Genomic DNA, 18764 nt, shown 5'->3' with positions numbered 1-18764 from the left:
CCAAAATCGAAGACCGGGTTACGCAACCCGGTCTTTTTTTATGGCCGAAGATTTCTGGTTTCCGGCGTGATAGCGGATGTGACAGCGGCCCTGATCATCAATTTCGATATCGGCGGCAACCCCGAAAACATCGCGCAGGTTTTGCGATGTCAAAATCTGTTCGGGTGTACCAAGCGCAATCAGCTTGCCACCATCCATCATCGCAATCCGGTCACAAAACATCGCCGCATGGTTCAGGTCATGCAGGGCGGCCACCACGGTGACGGGCAGTGCGCGCACCAGTTCCAGCAGGCCGAGCTGATGATGGATATCAAGATGGTTGGTCGGCTCATCAAGCAACAGGAAGTCCGGCTGCTGGGCCAAGGCACGGGCGATATGAACGCGCTGCTTTTCACCGCCTGAAAGCGTATGCCACATCCGGTCCGCAAACGGCCCCATTTCAACACTGGCAAGGGCTTCGCAGACGATGGCGTCGTCGTGCCCTGACCATGGTGTCAGCAAACTGAGATATGGCGTTCGACCAAGGGCGACGGCATCGCGCACGGTAATACGGTCGATGGTGTCGGCCTGTTGTTCGACAAAGCCGATATGACGGGCAAGGTTGCGTCGGCCAATTTTCTTCATCGGCTGATCCCCCAGCAATGCCTGCCCGGTCGACGGGGCACGAATGCCGCCCAGAACCGACATCATGCTGGTTTTGCCCGACCCGTTTGGCCCGATCACACCCAGGAACTCGCCACGCGTGACCCGAAGCGACACGTCGCTGATGATTTTTTTGAATCCGGCATTCCAGCCGACATTGCGTAATTCAAGGCTCATCGCAACACCCGCCCATGACACAGGATGATCGCAAAGGCCGGTGCACCGATAAGTGCCGTGATCACCCCGATTGGCAGAACCTGACCATCAAGGATGATGCGCGATACAATATCGGCCGCCACAAGGAACACCGCCCCGATCAGGGCCGATGCCGGCAACAGAAAGCCATGCCGTGTGCCGACAAAGAACCGCGCGGCATGGGGAATAACCAACCCGACAAAGCCGATGGACCCGACAATACTGACCATCACCGCGGTCATCGAGGCGGCAATGGCAATCAACACCACATAAACCCGTCGCACCGGCACACCAAGGGATGCTGCTGATTCCACGCCAAAGGTAAAGGCATCGAGCGCCCGCGAATACCAAAGGCAAACCAGCAAGCCGATGACGGCAACCGGCAGCGCAAGATAGACATCAGGCCAGCGCACGCCGCTTAGATTTCCAAGCAACCAGAACATCACCCCGCGTGCCTCGTCCGCCGTGGCCGCCTTGGTCACAATAAATGACGTTAATGCGTTAAACAGTTGTGATCCGGCAACCCCGGCCAGAATGATCGCATCGGCCCCGCGCCCGGCCGGAATGGCCAAAAGGGCAACAAACCCGAATGCCACTAGCGCGCCGACAAAGGCGCCAAGCGACAGGGAAACCATGCCCGCGCCAAACCCCAGAATGGCGACACTGACCGCACCGGTCGATGCCCCGGCTGAAATCCCCAGCAAATAAGGATCCGCCAGACTATTGCGCAAAAGCGCCTGCAACACTGCGCCAGATAGCGCAAGGGACGCGCCGCAGGCCGCGGCCACCATGGCGCGCGATATCCGGTAATTCCAGATGATCCCGGCATCAATCGGGTCAACGTCATAGCCCGCCTGCCAAAGATGATTGGCGATGGTCTGAAGCACGGTGCCAAGAGGAATGTGCGTTTCCCCCTTGGCCGCGGCCATTGCGATGACGCCAACAAGCAAAACCAGGGCGCCAACACTGACACCGGCCCGCACAAGATATGCCCGCCCCGCCAGCGATTGCCGAGGTGGCTGAACCGGCTGCTGCACTGGCGTTGTTTCAAACATTGAATTCTCCGGGCATATCAGGCGCCTTTGGCAATGCAGGTCAGTTCGAAGCACTCAGTCTTTCGACGGCTTCGGCAAGGGTTTCAATACCATTGATCAGGCGGATGGTCGGATCCATCGACTGGGCGTCCATCACCACGATATTGCCATTACGCACCGCCTTCATCTGACTTGCGACCGGATCGGCTTTCAGGAAATCCATCTTGACCTGCCAGTCATCGGCCGGAAAACGCCGACGGCCCATCTTGCCAATCACGATGATATCAGGATTGGCACGCGCAATGGTTTCCCAGCCAACGGTCGGCCATTCTTCATTGCTGTCGATGATGTTGCGAACACCAAGTTTACCGGCGATATAGCCCGCCGCGCCGTTTTTGCCGGCCACATAGGGATCACTGTTGATTTCGGGGCTGGAGAACCAGAAGACGGCGGAAACATTGTCATGGCCGCTTGCCGTCACACGCGCCAATGAGCTTTCCTGACGTTCCTTCAAGCTTGCAATCAGCGCGTCGCCGCGATCTTCGACATCAAAGATTTGCGCAAGGTCGGAAATCTCGCGATAAATCAGATCCATGGTGAAGCCTTCGTGACGCACCCCGTCACCGCCACCGGCATTGTCCTTACCCACACAATCAGCAGGTGCTGTGTAGACCGGAATGGACAGCTCGTTGAACTGTTCAGTGGTGCCGACGGTGCCCTTGGGCCCGACATGCCACTGATACTGGGTGGCAACCAGTTGCGGCTTTTGCGCGACAACGGTTTCGAACCCCGGGTCATTGTCGGCCAGACGCGGAACAGATGCATTCACATCCTTGAATTCATCCATCACCGGGCCAAACCAGACACCCGTACCCTTGACCTTGTCGGCCAGGCCCAACGAATAAAGAATTTCGGTCGTGCTTTGGCCCAGCGACACCACGCGATCGGGGGCCGCATCAAATTGCAACACAGTGCCGCAGTTCTCGATACTGAGCGGATATTCGGTTGCGGACGCAAATGAAACAGAAGAAATAAGACCAGCGGCAAACACCCCGACCGCCAGTACACGTTTATCGTGATTGATCACTTTTAGTTCCCTCTTGCTGATGCGCTGATCCGGAACCGCTTTGGATGATCCAGTTTCAACACACCGTTAAATGTTATGTTATAACATAACATCACTTTTACTGCTGTCAATGGACTGGCAAAAGTGTCAGGAGATGACGGAAGATGTCGGCCTTAAAGCTTAGAAAACCTGGGCTAAACTGTTGGGCCAAGACACGTACCGACATTCTCCGGGGCACCCCGCCCGGTCCGTCGTCTTCGTGTCGGCAGGTCTCCTGGCTTACGGGTCAACGCATTTTCCCTGGCCTTCCCGGGTTGATCCCAGTGGCATTGGTCAGAAAAATGCTCGCCGCCTACAGTTGCGGGGGCAGCTTCGGTTAATGAGCCAATATTCGGCCCATCTCGAATTCCCTTTATCCGATATTCGGATACCGACACGTCACGGTTAGATTAAACCAAAAACACGGTCAAGGAAATTGGCAGACCACCAGTGGCATTAACGCTGCGCCTCCATGCATAAAAAGCAATTGATACGACCTTGAATTTGCCATGTTTCATCCCGATTACCTCCACACTGCCGGGTATGCTTTCCCGACACCTCAAACCACAGGAATGTGATGAACATGACGACTTCTGTTGAACGCAGACGCTTTTTGAAATCCATCGCGGCAGCCGGTCTTATCCTGCCGGGAATGTCGATCTATCAGCATGCTTTGGCAGATGTCGACGGCCTTGATCTGGGTTCGGCACAGCCGTTTGATTTTGCCGATCTGATTGCACGCGCCAAATCCATGGCCGCATCGGCCTATGAGCCGCCCGTTGCGCCAAACCCGGAAATTGTCGGCAAGATCGATTACGACACCCATGGCAAGCTGCATTACAAACGCGACCATTCGCCGTTTTCCGATGGATCAGGCACCTATCCGCTGACCTTCTTCCATCTGGGTATGTATTTCGCCAAACCGGTGCATATGTATCTTCTGGAAAACGGGCAGGCACGCGAAGTGATCTATAAGCCCGATTACTTTGACATGCCCGAAGACAGCATTGCCCGCCAACTGCCCGCCAATAGCGGCTTTGCCGGTTTCCGCCTGCATGAAAATCAGGCGCGCGATGACTGGAAAACCCAGGACTGGGCAGCGTTTCTTGGCGCATCGTACTTCCGCGCGATTGGCGATGAAGGCCAATATGGCCTGTCGGCGCGCGGCATTGCGGTCAATACGGCGACCTCGGTTCCCGAAGAATTCCCCGATTTCCGTCAATTCTTTATCAAACCGGCCAAAAACCCCGAAGACCCGGTGACGGTCTATGCCCTGCTGGATGGGCCCAGCATCACGGGTGCTTATAAATTCCTGCTTTATCGCGGCGAAGGCGTCACGATGGATGTCGAAAAACATCTGTTTTTGCGCCGTGACATCGAACGGCTTGGCATCGCACCGCTGACCAGCATGTTCTGGTATTCCGAACAGAACAAGTCGTTCCGCTTTGACTGGCGCCCGGAAGTGCATGACAGCGACGGGCTGGAGCTTTGGACTGGCGGCGGGGAACGCATCTGGCGACAGCTCAATAACCCTGAAACCATCCGCGCATCGGCCTTTGGTGACAATAACCCGCGTGGTTTTGGTCTGATGCAGCGTGATCGCGATGTGAAAAACTATCTGGATGGTGTGCGTTATCACCGCCGCCCCAGCCTGTGGGTCGAACCGCAGGGCGACTGGAATGACGGCGCGGTTCAGTTGATCGAAATCCCGACCGACGATGAAATCCACGATAACATTGCCGCTTTCTGGGTCCCGAATGGCCCTGCCAAGGCGGGCAATTCTTATCAGTTCAAATACCGCCTGTATTGGCAGGCCCATAACCCGTTCCCGGTCAAGGAACTCGCAACCGCAACCGCAACCCGCATGGGCCGTGGCGGGGAGCCCGGCACCAACCGACCCAAGGACGAGATCAAGTTTTCGGTCGAGTTCGAGGGTGAGGTTCTGGGAACGCTTGCATACGGCGAATTCCCCGAAGTGGTTGTGACATCCTCGCGCGGGGAGATTGTCCGCACCAAGATCGAACCGATCATGGATACCCGCATCTGGCGGGCGGCCTTTGACCTTAAGGCCGCGGGCACCGATCCGGTTGACCTGCGCATGTATCTGAAACGCGGTGACGGCCCCTTAAGTGAAACCTGGATGTTCCAGCACCTGCCGGCCGTTGGTAACCAGCAGCAAGGTTAACTCGGCAATCAAACGCGACCAAAAGAAAGACAGGGCAATGTCATTTGCACTGACCCGTCTTTTGGGCGCCGAAAGGTTACCGGTTTCGTTCCAGTGCAATCACCGTATCGATCAGTTTCCCCGGCTTGCTGCCGGGTTTCTGGCCGATGCGCGAGAAATTCTCAACAAAGATCCGCGTCCAATCTGTTAGATCAAGGTTCAGTGCGACCAAAGCTTCTTCCGGTGTCGGGAAATCCGTTTCCCATTGTGTCTCCGACCATGGTGGCACCGAACCATGCGTGGTGATCAATAACATGCCCGCCGCACAAACGTGCCTTGCTGCGTGGTTCAATATCCTCTCGCGGGGAAACTCAAAGGGTGACTCAAGAAACTGGGCCGTAACCAGATCATAATCCCCCTCTGGGAAATCCTTTGTCAGATCACAGACCTTGAAATTGATCTTTTCGGCGACGTTGTTGCGCTCGGCATTTTTACGCGCAATGTCGATTGCTGCCTGGGAAATATCGAGAGCAGTAACAAACCATCCCTGCTTGGCAAGCCAAACAGCGTCATCCCCTTTCCCGCAGCCAAGTTCCAGCGCATGCCCAACAGGGCGATCCTTCACAAACTTCTCTAAAACGGTGGTAGGGCGACCACTTGTTTCAGCCGAGGCCGCCTCATAGCGGTCTTCCCAAAATTCGACAGGGGCCATCGCTGGTTCATCTTTTTCCATTTTCATCAACTCAACCTTCCAAAAGGGTGGCGCGGGGGAGATCCACAAAAGCGAATCACGTATCAACTCAAGTTACATGATTCGCTTTACCTGTCAATTTTCATGTATCTTTTAGTGTTACGTGTAATAGAAGGATGAATACCCACTCGCAGCAGTTGACCGCAAACCGGAGCCCCAAATGCGCCAGGACAACCGCCTTCCCCGCGTATTGCATGCGCTCCTGCACCTGAACGAGATGACAAATCCAGCAACCTCGGATCAATTGGCTGGCATGCTCAACACCAATGCGGCAGTTGTTCGCCGCACGATGTCAGGTTTGCGCGAACAGGGTCTTGTCACCTCCATGAAAGGACATGGCGGCGGGTGGTTTCTGGCAAAACCTTTATCGGAGATCACGCTTGCCGATGTTTACGAGGCACTTGGCGCACCAAGACTGTTCGCATTAGGATGCGGTGATGATACGTCTAGCTGTTTGATGGAACAAGCAGCCAATTCGGCGACGGCCAAGGCCCTTCAGGCCGCGTCCGATACTTTTATTGCATCGCTGAGCACTGTGACCATGGCTGACATTGCCAAGGACTTTGAAGCCAAAATGCTCGAACTTGGACTGCCAACCAACGACTTCTCTTATCAGTCTGGGAAATACAAGTAACCACCAGAACCGTATGGGCTCTGGCGAGAAGCAGCTTGATGTGCTTTGCGCCTTTTGTCTCTGGCGCGGCGCTTAAACCTGTGCGCCAAGGCTTGTTGAATGTCCCAAAATGGCTGAAATGTCACGGATTGGCGGTGCGCCAAACATGCGGGCATATTCGCGGCTGAACTGTGACGCGCTTTCATACCCGACCGCATAGGCCGCCGATGCCGCATCCTTCATTTCAGCCAGCATGATCTGACGCGCCGTGGTCAGGCGGAGCCGCTTTTGGTACTGAAGCGGGCTCATGGCTGTCACCTGCTTGAAGTGGTGATGGAAGGAAGAAGGGCTCATATTGGCCCGGTTTGCCAGGTCTTCCACCTTAAGCGGTTTGTCGAAATTATCCTTGATCAGTTGAAGGGCCGCCGAGATCCGCTGCATGTTGCTGCCGCCGATGGCAAGCCCCGCAATCGCCGCCCCCTTGGCGGTACATAACAAGCGATAATGCACTTCGCGCATCAAAAGCGGCAGCATCACCGGCACATCATCGGGACGATCAAGCAGCTCAACCACCCGCAAGACGGCATCGGTCAGGCTTTCAGTTGTCTTTTCGACAAAAAGCCCGCGTGTACTTTCGCCGTCTGCGCCCATCTTGATATCCATGTTGGCAACAAGTTCGCCCAGGATCTTCGCATCCAGATCAAGTGACAGGCTGCGATACGGCGCATCCTCGGCCGCCAGGGTCACATGGCCAACAAGTGGCAAATCGACCGATGCGGCCAGCAGTTGACCGGGCTCATAGCGATAAAGCTCATCCCCCAGCGTGACTTCCTTTGCGCCTGAGATAATCAGACACAGGCAAGGCTTGTAGATCGTTGGCACCTTAAGGGTCGGGCCGGTTGATCGAAACATCCAGACCGGCTCAACAGCCGTGCGCACCGCACCATCCGCTTCGCAGTATTTGTCAATCAGGCCACACAGCTTCTGATAGCTATCCATCGCAAAACCCTTTGTTTCCCATAGGCCCACTATACACGCGCCTTCACGCGGACAAAGCACTCAATCTTCGATTTGGAGGATTAGGCAATCCAATTCGAGTTCTGTGTATTCATCAATCGGGGATTTATCGACAGAGTAAGCGCCACGAACAAACACCGACACACCAACCCAAGGAGCATGTCATGTCGAACCCGATCAACCATGTCGAAAACAAGACCGTTATCATCACAGGCGCCAGCAGCGGCATTGGCGAAGCCACCGCCCGCCTTCTTGCATCCCGGGGGGCGAATGTGGTTCTTGGCGCACGCCGCACAGAACGCCTTGATGAGATTGCCACCGAAATCGAAGCTGCTGGCGGCCGTGCAATGGCCCGTTCAGTGGATGTTACCAATGCCGATAGCGTCGAGGCACTGGTTTACAACGCAAACAACCTTTATGGCCGTGTCGATGCGATTTTCAACAATGCCGGCGTGATGCCGCTTGCCCCGATGTCGGCACTGAAAACCGACGAATGGGACAACATGATCAACGTCAATATTCGCGGTGTCCTGAACGGTATTGCAGCTGTTCTGCCGCTGTTTGAACAACAGGGTGGCGGCCATGTCATCAACACCGCGTCTATTGCGGCACACAACGTATATTCAAGTGCTGCTGTCTATTGCGGAACCAAATACGCAGTCTGGGCGATTTCCGAAGGCCTGCGTCAGGAAAGCACCAATGTCCGTGTCACCACCATCTCGCCGGGCGTGGTCGAGACCGAACTGGGCCACGATATTTCCGATCCGAACAGCAAGGAGCTTCTGACCCAGTTTCGTCAGATATCCCTGACCCCGGATGCGATTGCACGGGCTGTGCTTTATGCCCTTGATCAGCCCGCAGATGTCGACATCAACGAAGTCATTGTCCGTCCGACGGCATCGGCATTCTGATGAAGATCATTCTGCAATCCTTGTATTTTCTGTCCGTGCTGGTGGTGTTCGCATCACCAGCATGGCCCAAACAGGAGGCCGGTATGAACAAAAGCGCTGAAATCGCCCCGCACCCGTATGTCGGCATGTGGGTGACCAAGGATGGTCATATCCGTCAGGAACTGCGTGCCGATGGCCGCTATGACGAGGCCCGTGGCACACGTCAGTCAGCCTATCAGGGCGACTATCAGGTTTCAGGGAATTACATCACCTATCAGGATGACACCGGTTTTACCGCCGATGGCTATTTTGAAAATGATGTCCTGTATCACGGCGGCATGGTGATGTTCCGTGAAGTGCCCGAAAACTAAGTTCCGACGCTGACCAACCGAACAATCAAATCCCTAGCGCAAGCTGCCAAAGAAATCCTTCAGAAGCTTGGCTGCCTCGACCTCGCCAATGCCGCCATAGACTTCCGGACGGTGATGGCAGCTTGTGCTTTCAAATACGCGCGGACCGTGATCAACGCCGCCGCCCTTGGGGTCATAGGCCCCGAAATAGACGCGGCGCAGACGGGCGAATGAGATGGCGGTTGCGCACATCGGACAGGGTTCAAGCGTGACATACAGATCGCAGTTGGGAAGTCTGGGTTCGCCCTTGGCCCCGGCAGCGGCCCGGATCACGAGGATTTCGGCGTGTGCCGTTGGATCGTTCATTTCCTCGGTCAGGTTTCCGGCGCGTGCCAAAACCTCGCCGTTATCGGCATCGACCAGAACGGCACCGACGGGCACTTCGCCCCGACGCGCGGCAGCACGGGCTTCTTCAAGTGCCATATCCATATAGCTGTCTGCACTCATGATCTTTCCATCCCGCTTAGGCCATCTGACAAATCAGGTCGATTGTCAGGGCTGATCTTGTTTTTACTTCATTTTAGGGCGTGTATGCTCACAGTGCTACCATGCAGATAATCGGTCAAGCGATGATCTGGCGGGTTGCCGGTGAAGCTTCACTGGCGACGGCCCGCAGAAACGCATGGACCATCCGCGTGAATTGCCGTTGCCCTTAAAGGGTTACACAGGTAGTTTCCGCGTGACTTTATTCGCCAACCTGTCACCAGCATCAAGGCTATTTCGATCATGACCACGCGTAAGCCGATCATTGGTATCACACTCGATTCCGAAGAACCGGGGGGCTATTCCAAATTCCCGTGGTATGCGCTGCGTGAAAACTATGCCGGTGCGGTGACCAAGGCGGGTGGCATTCCGATGCCTTTGCCCCACGAGGTGGAACTGGTTCCCGATCTGCTTGACCTGATTGACGGGCTGGTCGTGACCGGTGGCGCGTTTGACGTGGACCCAAGCCTGTTTGGTGCGACGGAAAAACACGACACGGTTGTCACCAAGGATCGTCGCACCAAATTTGAATGGGCGATGGCCGAAGGCGCGCTTAAGCGCGACATGCCGGTTCTGGGCATTTGCGGCGGTCAGCAGCTTTTGAACGTTATTCTGGGCGGGTCGTTGATCCAGCATATTCCGGATGCGGTTGAAAACTGCTTGACCCACGAACAGCCGAACCCGCGCAACGAGCCCGGCCATGATGTCACGGTGGAGCCCGATACGCTTCTGGCGAAGATCGTTGGCGATGTGAAAAGTCTTTCGGTCAATTCCGCCCACCATCAGGCGGTGGCAGGCGTTGGCCCGGATGTGATCATCAATTCCTACGCGCCTGATGGCGTGATCGAGGGGATTGAGCATCCGAAATATCGTTATTGTCTCGGGGTCCAGTGGCATCCCGAATTTCATATCAGTTCGGGCGATGCGAAAATTTTCGACGCCCTGATTTCCGAGGCCCGCAAATGAGCGACAAGAACACCACCCCGGATGACAACAAGCCCGAACGCATTGCCAAGCGCATTGCGCGATCAGGTGTTTGTTCCAGGCGTGATGCCGAACGCATGATTGCCGAGGGGCTTGTGCGCCTGAATGGCAAGAAGCTTGATACCCCGGCGGTCACCGTGACCGACGAAGATGAAATCATCGTCGACGGCAAGCCGCTTCCGGAAAAGGAAAAGCCGCGTCTTTGGCGCCTGTTTAAAAAGCGCGGTCTGGTCACCAGCCACCGCGATGAACAGGGCCGCGACACGGTGTTTGAACATCTGCCAAGTTACGTTCCGCGCGTGATTTCGGTTGGGCGACTGGATTTGAACTCCGAAGGCTTGCTGTTGCTGACCAATGATGGCGAGCTTGCCCGCTATCTCGAACTGCCCGCTACCGGCTGGGCGCGGCGTTATCGCGTGCGTGTGCATGGGCAAATTGACCCGGCCAAGCTTAAACAGCTTGAAGACGGTGTCACGGTCGACGGGATCAATTATGGCTCCATCCAGGCCGAGGTTGACGTTCAGAAAGGCACCAATGCCTGGATGACGGTCACACTTCGTGAAGGCAAGAACCGTGAAATCCGTCGTGTGATGGAACATCTTGGCTGGCCGGTCACGCGCCTGATGCGTGTTTCCTATGGCCCGTTCCAGTTGGGCAATCTGGCGCCTGGCGAGTGTGAGGAAATCACCGGCAAGGTGATGAAAGAACAGCTCGCTGCATTCTTTAAGGGCGACTATTCCAAGGTTTCCGAAAAGAAATCGGTTGCCCGTGGCGGCACATCGCGCCCGAAAGCCCCGCGCACCGTGTTTGGTCAACCGGCACAGCGCAAACGCCCGCAAGGTGGCCCGAACGCCGCAGCCCAGAATGCCGAGGCCGACGAACAGCGTGAAACCCGCGAACGTCCGTCTGGTGGTGCTGCACGGAAAGGCCCGCGCATCGGGGCTGCCCCGCGTGCCGGTGGCCGTGGCAAACCGGCTTCTGGCGGGGATCGCCAGGAACGTGATATGCGCGAAGAACGCGGATCATCGCGCCCGACCAACAAGGGCCGTGGCCGTTACAGTGCCGAAGGCAAAGCTGCCGGTGGACGTGATGGCGGTCGTGATGGCGGTCGCGACGGCGGTCGTGATGGCGGACGGGGGACTGGTGGCCGCGAAGGCAAGCCGGGCTTCATTGAAGGGCGTGGCCGTGGAAAGCCAACCGGCAAACCATCGGGAAAACCTGCTGGTCGTTCCGGCGATACCACACATAGTGCGCCCGGTCGCAAACCGTCCGGCAACCGTCCACGCGGCAAGAAGGACTAAGCTGAATGCGGATTGTCGGCGGCACCCATCGAGGCAGGCTTTTGAACGCACCGGAAGGACGCGATACGCGCCCGACCCTTGATCGGGTGCGCGAAGCGCTGTTTAGCATCCTGTCACACGCATCGCGCTGGTATGAGGATGACTTCAACCCGCTATTTGATGGCGTGATCCTTGATGCCTTTGCCGGGTCCGGTGCGCTTGGCCTTGAAGCCATTTCACGCGGGGCGGAACGCGCAGTGTTCTTTGACAATGACCGCAAAGCGATTGCGATCATCGAACAAAACATCGACACCCTTCGCATTGCCGATCAGGCAAGTGCACGACGTGCCGATGCTACCAAACCACCACGCACAAGCACACAGGCCAGCATGGTGTTTCTGGATCCGCCCTATGGCAAAGACCTGATCGAGCCCAGCATCACGGCCCTGGCCCAGGCCGGGTGGATTGATGATAACACCCTGATCGTTGCCGAACGTGATCCGCGCGATCCGGAAATCGCACTTGAAGATTTTTATCTGTGCGACAGTCGCAAATATGGCCGCTGCCAGATTGATATCGGGCGCTTTATCGCCTGATTGCAGCAAAGCTGCCCGTCACCGAATTCTGTGATAGATTTGGATATCTGCACTACCGGTTGATCGTCATGAAACGCCTGTCCAATAGTTCACCAGACAAGGAATTTGGTCGCCTTTTGCGCCAGTGGCGGCGTGCAAGCGATATCAAACAATCACGTCTGGCCGATATTCTGGGCGTGACACAGGCAACCGTTTCGCGCTGGGAAAGCGGCGCGCAAAGCCCGGCCCCGCTGCAATATGGCCTGATCCATCAAATGATGACGCGCAAACGCAATTTCCGCCTTGATCAGGCGATCAAACGGCTGGTTTTGCATTCATCACAGCGTGTCCACCTGATCGAAGACAGATCACACCGTCTTCTTTGTTTGTCGCGCCCGCGCGAACACGAGTGGCAACGTGACAGCACGCCGCTGCTGGGCACCTCGCTGTGGTGCTTTGCTACCCCGGAAATCGCATCAGCAGAAAAAAGCCTGCATGACCTTGGCTGGCACGAGGATCAGACCGATCACCTGACCTTTGAAAACTCCCGCCGGGAGGGCGCACCGCTGCGGATTGTCGATACCTATATCCTGTGGGAACGGTTTTTCCTATCTGATGGCACGGCAGTGCGCCTGACCACCGGGTTTGATCAAAAGCCGGTTCACATCTGATACGGATCATCAGCGCATATTTTACCGGCGCATATTTCATACGTGGCATTCTTCCCAGAATATCGGTAATCAGTGCCTTCAAGTGCACCGATCCTGCCCCACGGAACTGATCCATGCCGCCCATCACCGCCGTTATCATTCTTTATGGACTTGGACTGACCGCCTCGATGCAGGTCGGTCTGATTGGCCCGATTGCGCCTGACTTGCGCGCAAGCTTCGGGCTTAGTCAGGCGGAGTTCGGACTGGTGGCCTCCCTGATCACCGCAGCAGGCGCACTTTGTGCCATACCCGCCGGGGTATGGGCGGCACGGGCCGGGCTGCGGAGGTCACTCGTCCTTGGCTGTATGATGATGATTGCGGGCGCGCTGATCTTTGCCACCGCAAGCGTGAGCAGCCTTTTATATGTCGGGCGGATTGTCACCAGTGTTGGCTATCTTCTGATTGTTGTCGGCGCGCCAAGCTGGATGGCGGCCTTCACAAATCCCAAGCTTGTTGCCATGGCCATGAGCATCTGGGGCACCTTTATCCCGGTTGGCATTGCCCTTGGCAACTGGGTCAGTGCGGCTGTGGTGACATGGATGGATTGGCGGATCGCTGTTGGGGTTTGCACCCTGCCGGTTCTGGTTTTGCTGCCGCTGCTTGCCCTGATGGAAAAACCCGAAATCGGAACCGCACGGCGATCACTTGTTGTCGGGGTGGTCGGTGTTTTGAAATCACGTTCCGCCCTTCAGGTGGCGTTGACCTTTGGTGCGTTTGCGGGTGCAACGTCGGCCGCTTTGGCGTTCATGCCGGCCATGCTGGCAGACAACCTTGATATTGGCATTACGCTGTCGGCCGGGATCATCGGCACAACCGCAATTGCCGGCAATATTGTCGGCAGTGTCGCCGCCGGGACTGTTCTGGGCCGTGATGTTGCTGGCCGGACCATTCTGATTATATTTTTGCCGATGATGGCGGCTGCCATTTCGACCCTCTATGTCAGTACCTCTCTACCGCTTAGCATCACCGCGCTGATTATATTTAACGTCTGTCAAGGCATGGTCGCCGGAACCTGCTTTGCACTTTTGCCAAGGATCGCAAAGGACGGCCTTTCCATGCCTGCCCTGCAGGGCATGCTGGCACAATTCGCCGAGATTTTTGTCGTGCTTGTTCCCCCGTTTGCCGGGGCGATGATCGATCAAAATGGCTGGGCCGGGGCGGCAGTAGTTCTGGGGGGTTTTTACTTTGCAGGTTTCCTGATTACCCTACGAAAACCGGGCATGGCAGCCCCCATTAGACAAAATTCATCTTAGAACTATACGATACGATGACTTGACCTGTCTGGCGAAGCAGGCGACCCTTCCCTCCCACACAAATCAAAAAGATCCAGGGAAGTGGAATGCAGTTGATCAAAGCCATCTTTATCGGACTGGTATTGATCGGCATTTCCGTTCTTGCTGTCTTCTTCATCTGGCTGGCCCCGGTGGGGGCTGCCTATAGCGCAAAGATCATGTGCTCCGCCATTTTTGTCGATGGCCTGACCTCCACACGGGCGCGCGATGTTGATGTTCTTGCCGACAACAATGCCCTTTTATCCCTGATCACCACCAATGTGGATCTGCGCAACCAGACTGTCAGTGCGCATGCCTTCGGGTTCCGCAAACGGTTTGCCGTTTATCGTCCCAACCTTGGCTGCACGCTGGCAGATGATCTGGACCATGTCGCGCAATTGCGCAATTCAACCCCGGTGATGAGGCCGGTCACACCGCGCCCGCTTCTGACGACACCGCCACCCGCCAATGTTGACCGACGGGCGCTTAACAACATCCTGTTTGACGTCATGGATGAGCCGGGCCTGCATCCGGAACGGCGGACACGTGCGGTGGTGATCTTGCATGATGGCAAGGTGGTCGCAGAACGCTATGCCGCGGGCATTACAGCCGACACGCCACTGCCCGGCTGGTCGATGACCAAAAGCGTTTTCAACGTCATCCTCGGTCGCATGCAGTTCGAAGGCATGATGCCCGACATTCAGGACCCGGTCCTGATCAACGAATGGCAGGCAGAGCCAAACGACCCGCGTGCAACCATCAATTACGATGATCTGCTTCGTATGCGGAGCGGGCTTGAGTTCGATGAAAGCTACGCCAATCCGCTATCAGACGTGGTGCAGATGCTGTTTATCGAACCTGCGGCGGCGGGCTATGCGGTATCCATGCCGCTGGAAAACACGCCGGGCAGTGATTTCGCCTATAATTCCGGGGCAAGCAACATCCTGTCAGCAGCCATCCGCAATCTGAGCGGGTCACGCTCAACCTATCTCAGCCGACCGACAGAGCTTCTGTTCCGTCCGCTTGGCATGAGCAGTGCGGTGATCGAAACCGACCCGGAAGGCTATTTTATTGCCTCAAGCTTCATGCATGCATCCGCACGCGATTGGGCCAAGATCGGCCAGTTGTTCCTGCAAGACGGCGTGTGGGAGGGGGAGCGCCTGTTGCCTGAAGGATGGGTCGGATATTCCACCAGCCCCGCCGCAGAAGACCCGTATGGTCTTTATGGCGCACATTGGTGGATTGATCTGCCCGGCAGCCGAAACGAGGATGGCACACCCCGTAATGACGTGCCGCAGATCCCCGAAGACGCCTATTTCGCGCTTGGTCATGATGGCCAGTCGCTTACCGTCATTCCATCCAGAAACCTCGTGGTGGCGCGTTTCGGGGTCACCCGCAATTCCGATGCGTTCAAGCTGCGTCAGTTCATTGCCGATCTGAGTACCATTTTCCCGGCGACTTCAGATGCCCCGGCGGATGCGCCGATCGGATCGGACGCCACAACGACCGGGGCAAATGACGGCTGATTGCGCCAGTTGGTGTAATCACAAAAGACCTGTCAGATACCCAACCAAAGCACCAGCACCAACCACGGCCCAGACCGGGGCAATCCGCCATTGCAGGATTGCGAAAACCAAAATCACGCACCCGATATCAAAGATATCAAGATTTGCACCGGTCCAGATCGGGTCATACAACACCGCCGCCAAAAGGCCGACCACGGCGGCATTGACCCCCATCAATCCAGCCCGCATTGACGGGATATGCCGCACACGATTCCAGAACGGCAAAAGCCCCACCACCAATAACCATGCAGGCAGGAAAATCGCGATCAATGTCACAAGGGATGTGGTGGCACTGACCAAAAGTCCCGTACCACCAGACCCGGTATGAAGGGCTGCCCCCAAATAGGCGGCAAAGGTAAAGATCGGACCGGGCACGGCCTGGGTTGCGCCATATCCCGCAAGGAAAGTCTCGGCATCAACCCAGCCCGGTGTCACCACGGCATTTTGCAACAGGGGCAAAACCACATGCCCGCCACCAAACACAAGCGCACCACTGCGATAAAAGCCATCAATCACGGCAAAAAGCCCGGTGGAATCAAGCTTTGCCAAAATGGGCAACAGAACAAGCAGAGTAAAAAATGCGCAAAGGGCCGCAACAGCCCCCTTGGCCGAACGTCGCACAGGGCCGGGATCGGCATCCGCGCCCACCTTGTCCCGAAGCATCAAAAAGCCCGCCAGCATCCCGCCAAGGATGACGCCAAACTGCGCCATCACCGTTTCACTGGCAATCATGATAGCCGCGGCCAACACGGCAAGAATGGCACGCGGAACATCCGGACACAGGCTGCGTGCCATGCCAAGCAGCGCATGCAGGACAACCCCGACCGCAACCAGTTTAAGGCCGCGAATGATCCCCTCGACCGTGCCAAGATCAAATCCGACAAAGGCCATGCCAAGGGCGGCCAACACAATCGCGGATGGCATGGTAAATCCAAGCCAGGCGACCAGCGATCCGCGCAAACCACCCAGCGCCATGCCAATGCCCATACCGACCTGCGAACTGGCAGGCCCCGGCACGAACTGGCAAAGTGCCACCAGATCGGCATAGCGCGCATCACTCAGCCATTTGCGGCGCGCGACAAACTCTTCACGGAAATAGCCGATATGGGCAACCGGCCCGCCAAAACTGGTCAAGCCAAGACGCAGAAAAATCAGGAAGATTTGCCAAAGACCAACACCACCAATCGGCAATGAAGATGCCGGGTTATCTGTGGAACTTTTTGTGGTTTTGTTTTGTGGCGTTGCGTTTGGCATGTGATTGTCCTGCCCTACCCCTGATTTGGCCTGACCATACGCAATCATCGAAAGGCGGCAAAGCCAAAATCGGGACCACAGCCATTCGTCACAATTCCATAATAAAACCCCGCCTGTGGCGATCTGCCGCAGGCGGGGTTTTGGTTTGATCATTCACGCCTTAGCGGAAGGCTGGTTCGTCCAGGGACCGCAATTTGCGGGAATGGAGCTGATTGACGTCCTGACGGAGCGTATCAATCGTATCCAGACCCACCTGCAAATGCTGACCGATACGCTGGCGATAGAAATTGTTCGCCATGCCGGGCAGCTTCAATTCGCCGTGGACCGGTTTGTCGGACACACACAAAAGCGTGCCATACGGCACACGGAACCGGAAACCGTTGGCGGCAATGGTCGCACTTTCCATATCGACTGCGATCGCGCGTGACTGGTTCAGGCGAACAAACAGTTCGCTATAACGCAGTTCCCAGTTCCGGTTATCGGTGGTTGCCACCGTGCCGGTGCGCATGCGCGCCTTCATTTCACGGCCCTTAAGACCGGTGATTTTGGTGACCGAGTCCGCGAGTGCAACCTGCACTTCGGCAATTGGCGGCACCGGAATCCACAGCGGCAGGTCCGAATCAAGTACATGATCGTCACGGACATAACCATGGGCCAGAACATAGTCACCAAGCAGCTGGCTACGCCGCAATCCGGCACAGTGCCCCAACATCAACCAACAATGCGGCCGCAGAACGGCGATATGGTCGGTTGCCGTTTTGGCGTTCGACGGCCCCACACCGATATTGACCAGCGTGACACCAAGACCATCTTCGCGGATCAGGTGATAGGACGGCATCTGCGGCAGTTGCTTGACCGCTTCACCGCTTTCAACCCAGCCCTTCGGCGCGTTTTTGCGCACGCTGACTTTCGGCCCCGGCTCGACAAAGGCGACGTAGGGGCTTTTCGGGTCATCAAGCTGTGCCTTGGCGAATTCAATGAATTCATCGACATAGCGCTGATAGTTGGTGAACAGAACAAACTTCTGGAAATGTTCGGGGGCGGTTGCCGTATAGTGACGCAGGCGTGCCAGCGAATAATCCACACGTTCACCGGAAAACAGCGACAATGGCTTTGGCCCCGGGGTTGCGTTCGCACCGTAATGAACGCCATTGGCGATATCATCATCGGTCCGCGCCAGATCGGGCATATCAAAGATCAGCTGCATCGGGCGGATATCATTCGGACCGATACTGTCCGTCGCCGTTTCAACCAGAAACGGCAACGGGATCGGACGGTCCGACACACCCACCACGACCGGAACGTCATGGTTTTTGAGCAGAAGTTCGATCTGTTCGCGGTAATATTCTTCAAACAGGTCGGGCCGGGTCAGGGTCGTTCCATAAACACCCGGATCGCGCGGTGCGCCAAATGACAGGGTGCTTTCGACATGCAGCTTTTCCGGCGGCACTTCGATGCCGAGATACGGATAATAAGCACGTATCGGTGAAGATTGTTGGCCTTGACCGAAACGGTTAAAGGCCTCTTGGACGGCATTGGCACCGGTCGCATAAATATCCTTGATGCGCGCAAGTGCCCGGTCGGCGTCCGTGAATTCAAACAGATCGCGTACCGATCCATGGACTTCTGAAACCATATTGGTTGCTCCTTTTTGTTATTGTTGTTTGGGTCTTTTGCCAGATCACGAAGCATAAAACAGCGACGGATCAATGACAAAACCCCTTGGAGCGAGAGATTTATCACCGCTCACCCGGCTTCTGACAACCGAAAACTTTGCCATCACTTTCAATCCAGACGTCAAAACCGCTGATTTGTGGATAT

Annotated in this window: 18 protein-coding genes and 1 riboswitch; of the genes, 10 read left to right on the top strand and 8 right to left on the bottom strand. The window is 56.3% G+C overall.

The genetic code is table 11. The annotated features are described in order from the left end of the window. Positions 1-18: 18 nt before the first annotated feature. From TH2_RS16210 to TH2_RS16200, 3 genes are read right to left on the bottom strand one after another with little or no spacing between them, the layout of a single operon-like run. Positions 19-819 (bottom strand): ABC transporter ATP-binding protein, encoded by an 801-nt coding sequence (locus TH2_RS16210; protein ID WP_008891520.1) that lies wholly within the window; start codon positions 817-819, stop codon positions 19-21. Then, positions 816-1892, bottom strand: a complete 1077-nt coding sequence (locus TH2_RS16205; protein ID WP_008891519.1) for a FecCD family ABC transporter permease — start codon at positions 1890-1892, stop codon at positions 816-818. Before TH2_RS16205 ends, TH2_RS16210 begins: the two co-directional genes overlap by 4 nt. Before the next feature lie 40 nt (positions 1893-1932). Beyond that, entirely contained in the window at positions 1933-2958 is a 1026-nt protein-coding gene (locus TH2_RS16200; protein WP_008891518.1) for an ABC transporter substrate-binding protein, read from the bottom strand. Positions 2959-3184: 226 nt separating this feature from the next. After that, positions 3185-3387, bottom strand: a riboswitch (cobalamin riboswitch). Between the two features lie 172 nt (positions 3388-3559). On the opposite strand from TH2_RS16200, the gene TH2_RS16195 reads away from it, so the two are divergent. Further along, positions 3560-5161 carry an OpgD/OpgG family glucan biosynthesis protein gene (locus TH2_RS16195; RefSeq protein WP_040824384.1) on the top strand — a complete coding sequence of 534 codons (1602 nt, stop codon included), beginning with the start codon at positions 3560-3562 and terminating at the stop codon, positions 5159-5161. A gap of 76 nt (positions 5162-5237) precedes the next feature. Here the strand turns inward: TH2_RS16195 and TH2_RS16190 are convergent, their stop codons facing one another. Then, the gene (locus tag TH2_RS16190) at positions 5238-5879 is read right to left on the bottom strand and encodes a class I SAM-dependent methyltransferase (protein ID WP_008891516.1); all 642 of its coding nucleotides are present in this window, start codon (positions 5877-5879) and stop codon (positions 5238-5240) included. Positions 5880-6051: 172 nt separating this feature from the next. Here TH2_RS16190 and TH2_RS16185 point away from each other — a divergent pair, with 172 nt between their 5' ends. Beyond that, complete coding sequence (locus TH2_RS16185; protein ID WP_008891515.1) at positions 6052-6525, top strand: RrF2 family transcriptional regulator; 474 nt, start codon at positions 6052-6054, stop codon at positions 6523-6525. Between the two features lie 72 nt (positions 6526-6597). Here TH2_RS16185 and TH2_RS16180 read toward each other — a convergent pair whose 3' ends face one another. Continuing rightward, complete coding sequence (locus tag TH2_RS16180; protein ID WP_008891514.1) at positions 6598-7503, bottom strand: AraC family transcriptional regulator; 906 nt, start codon at positions 7501-7503, stop codon at positions 6598-6600. Positions 7504-7685: 182 nt separating this feature from the next. Here TH2_RS16180 and TH2_RS16175 point away from each other — a divergent pair, with 182 nt between their 5' ends. Continuing rightward, entirely contained in the window at positions 7686-8432 is a 747-nt protein-coding gene (locus TH2_RS16175) for an SDR family oxidoreductase (protein ID WP_008891513.1), read from the top strand. Between the two features lie 83 nt (positions 8433-8515). Continuing rightward, entirely contained in the window at positions 8516-8782 is a 267-nt protein-coding gene (locus TH2_RS16170) for an Atu4866 domain-containing protein (RefSeq protein WP_238538722.1), read from the top strand. A 33-nt stretch (positions 8783-8815) separates the two neighbouring features. On the opposite strand, the gene TH2_RS16165 is transcribed toward TH2_RS16170, so the two are convergent. Beyond that, a complete protein-coding gene (locus TH2_RS16165) occupies positions 8816-9268 on the bottom strand; it encodes a nucleoside deaminase (RefSeq protein WP_008891511.1) in 453 nt (150 codons plus the stop codon). A 279-nt stretch (positions 9269-9547) separates the two neighbouring features. Between TH2_RS16165 and TH2_RS16160 the strand changes: the two genes are divergently transcribed. From TH2_RS16160 to TH2_RS16135, 6 genes are all read left to right on the top strand, one after another. After that, positions 9548-10270, top strand: coding sequence for a gamma-glutamyl-gamma-aminobutyrate hydrolase family protein (locus TH2_RS16160; RefSeq protein WP_008891510.1), 723 nt, complete (start codon positions 9548-9550; stop codon positions 10268-10270). Continuing rightward, a complete protein-coding gene (locus tag TH2_RS21920) occupies positions 10267-11589 on the top strand; it encodes a pseudouridine synthase (protein ID WP_008891509.1) in 1323 nt (440 codons plus the stop codon). The genes TH2_RS16160 and TH2_RS21920 overlap by 4 nt, the downstream gene beginning before the upstream one ends. A 5-nt stretch (positions 11590-11594) precedes the next feature. After that, positions 11595-12164, top strand: coding sequence for a 16S rRNA (guanine(966)-N(2))-methyltransferase RsmD (gene rsmD, locus TH2_RS16150; RefSeq protein ID WP_008891508.1), 570 nt, complete (start codon positions 11595-11597; stop codon positions 12162-12164). Between the two features lie 68 nt (positions 12165-12232). Further along, positions 12233-12814 carry a helix-turn-helix domain-containing protein gene (locus TH2_RS16145; RefSeq protein WP_008891507.1) on the top strand — a complete coding sequence of 194 codons (582 nt, stop codon included), beginning with the start codon at positions 12233-12235 and terminating at the stop codon, positions 12812-12814. 113 nt (positions 12815-12927) lie between these two features. Further along, positions 12928-14106 carry an MFS transporter gene (locus TH2_RS16140; RefSeq protein WP_008891506.1) on the top strand — a complete coding sequence of 393 codons (1179 nt, stop codon included), beginning with the start codon at positions 12928-12930 and terminating at the stop codon, positions 14104-14106. 86 nt (positions 14107-14192) lie between these two features. Beyond that, positions 14193-15650: a serine hydrolase domain-containing protein gene (locus TH2_RS16135; RefSeq protein ID WP_008891505.1), complete on the top strand. Its 1458-nt coding sequence runs from the start codon at positions 14193-14195 to the stop codon at positions 15648-15650. 18 nt (positions 15651-15668) lie between these two features. On the opposite strand, the gene chrA is transcribed toward TH2_RS16135, so the two are convergent. Both chrA and TH2_RS16125 read right to left on the bottom strand, forming a co-directional pair. Continuing rightward, positions 15669-16943, bottom strand: coding sequence for a chromate efflux transporter (chrA, locus tag TH2_RS16130; protein ID WP_157194185.1), 1275 nt, complete (start codon positions 16941-16943; stop codon positions 15669-15671). A 160-nt stretch (positions 16944-17103) separates the two neighbouring features. After that, the gene (locus TH2_RS16125) at positions 17104-18579 is read right to left on the bottom strand and encodes an AMP nucleosidase (RefSeq protein ID WP_008891503.1); all 1476 of its coding nucleotides are present in this window, start codon (positions 18577-18579) and stop codon (positions 17104-17106) included. Positions 18580-18764: the final 185 nt, after the last annotated feature.

This window comes from Thalassospira profundimaris WP0211, assembly GCF_000300275.1.
Classification (GTDB): Bacteria; Pseudomonadota; Alphaproteobacteria; order Rhodospirillales; family Thalassospiraceae; genus Thalassospira; species Thalassospira profundimaris.
This window is presented reverse-complemented; position numbering and strand designations above follow the sequence as displayed.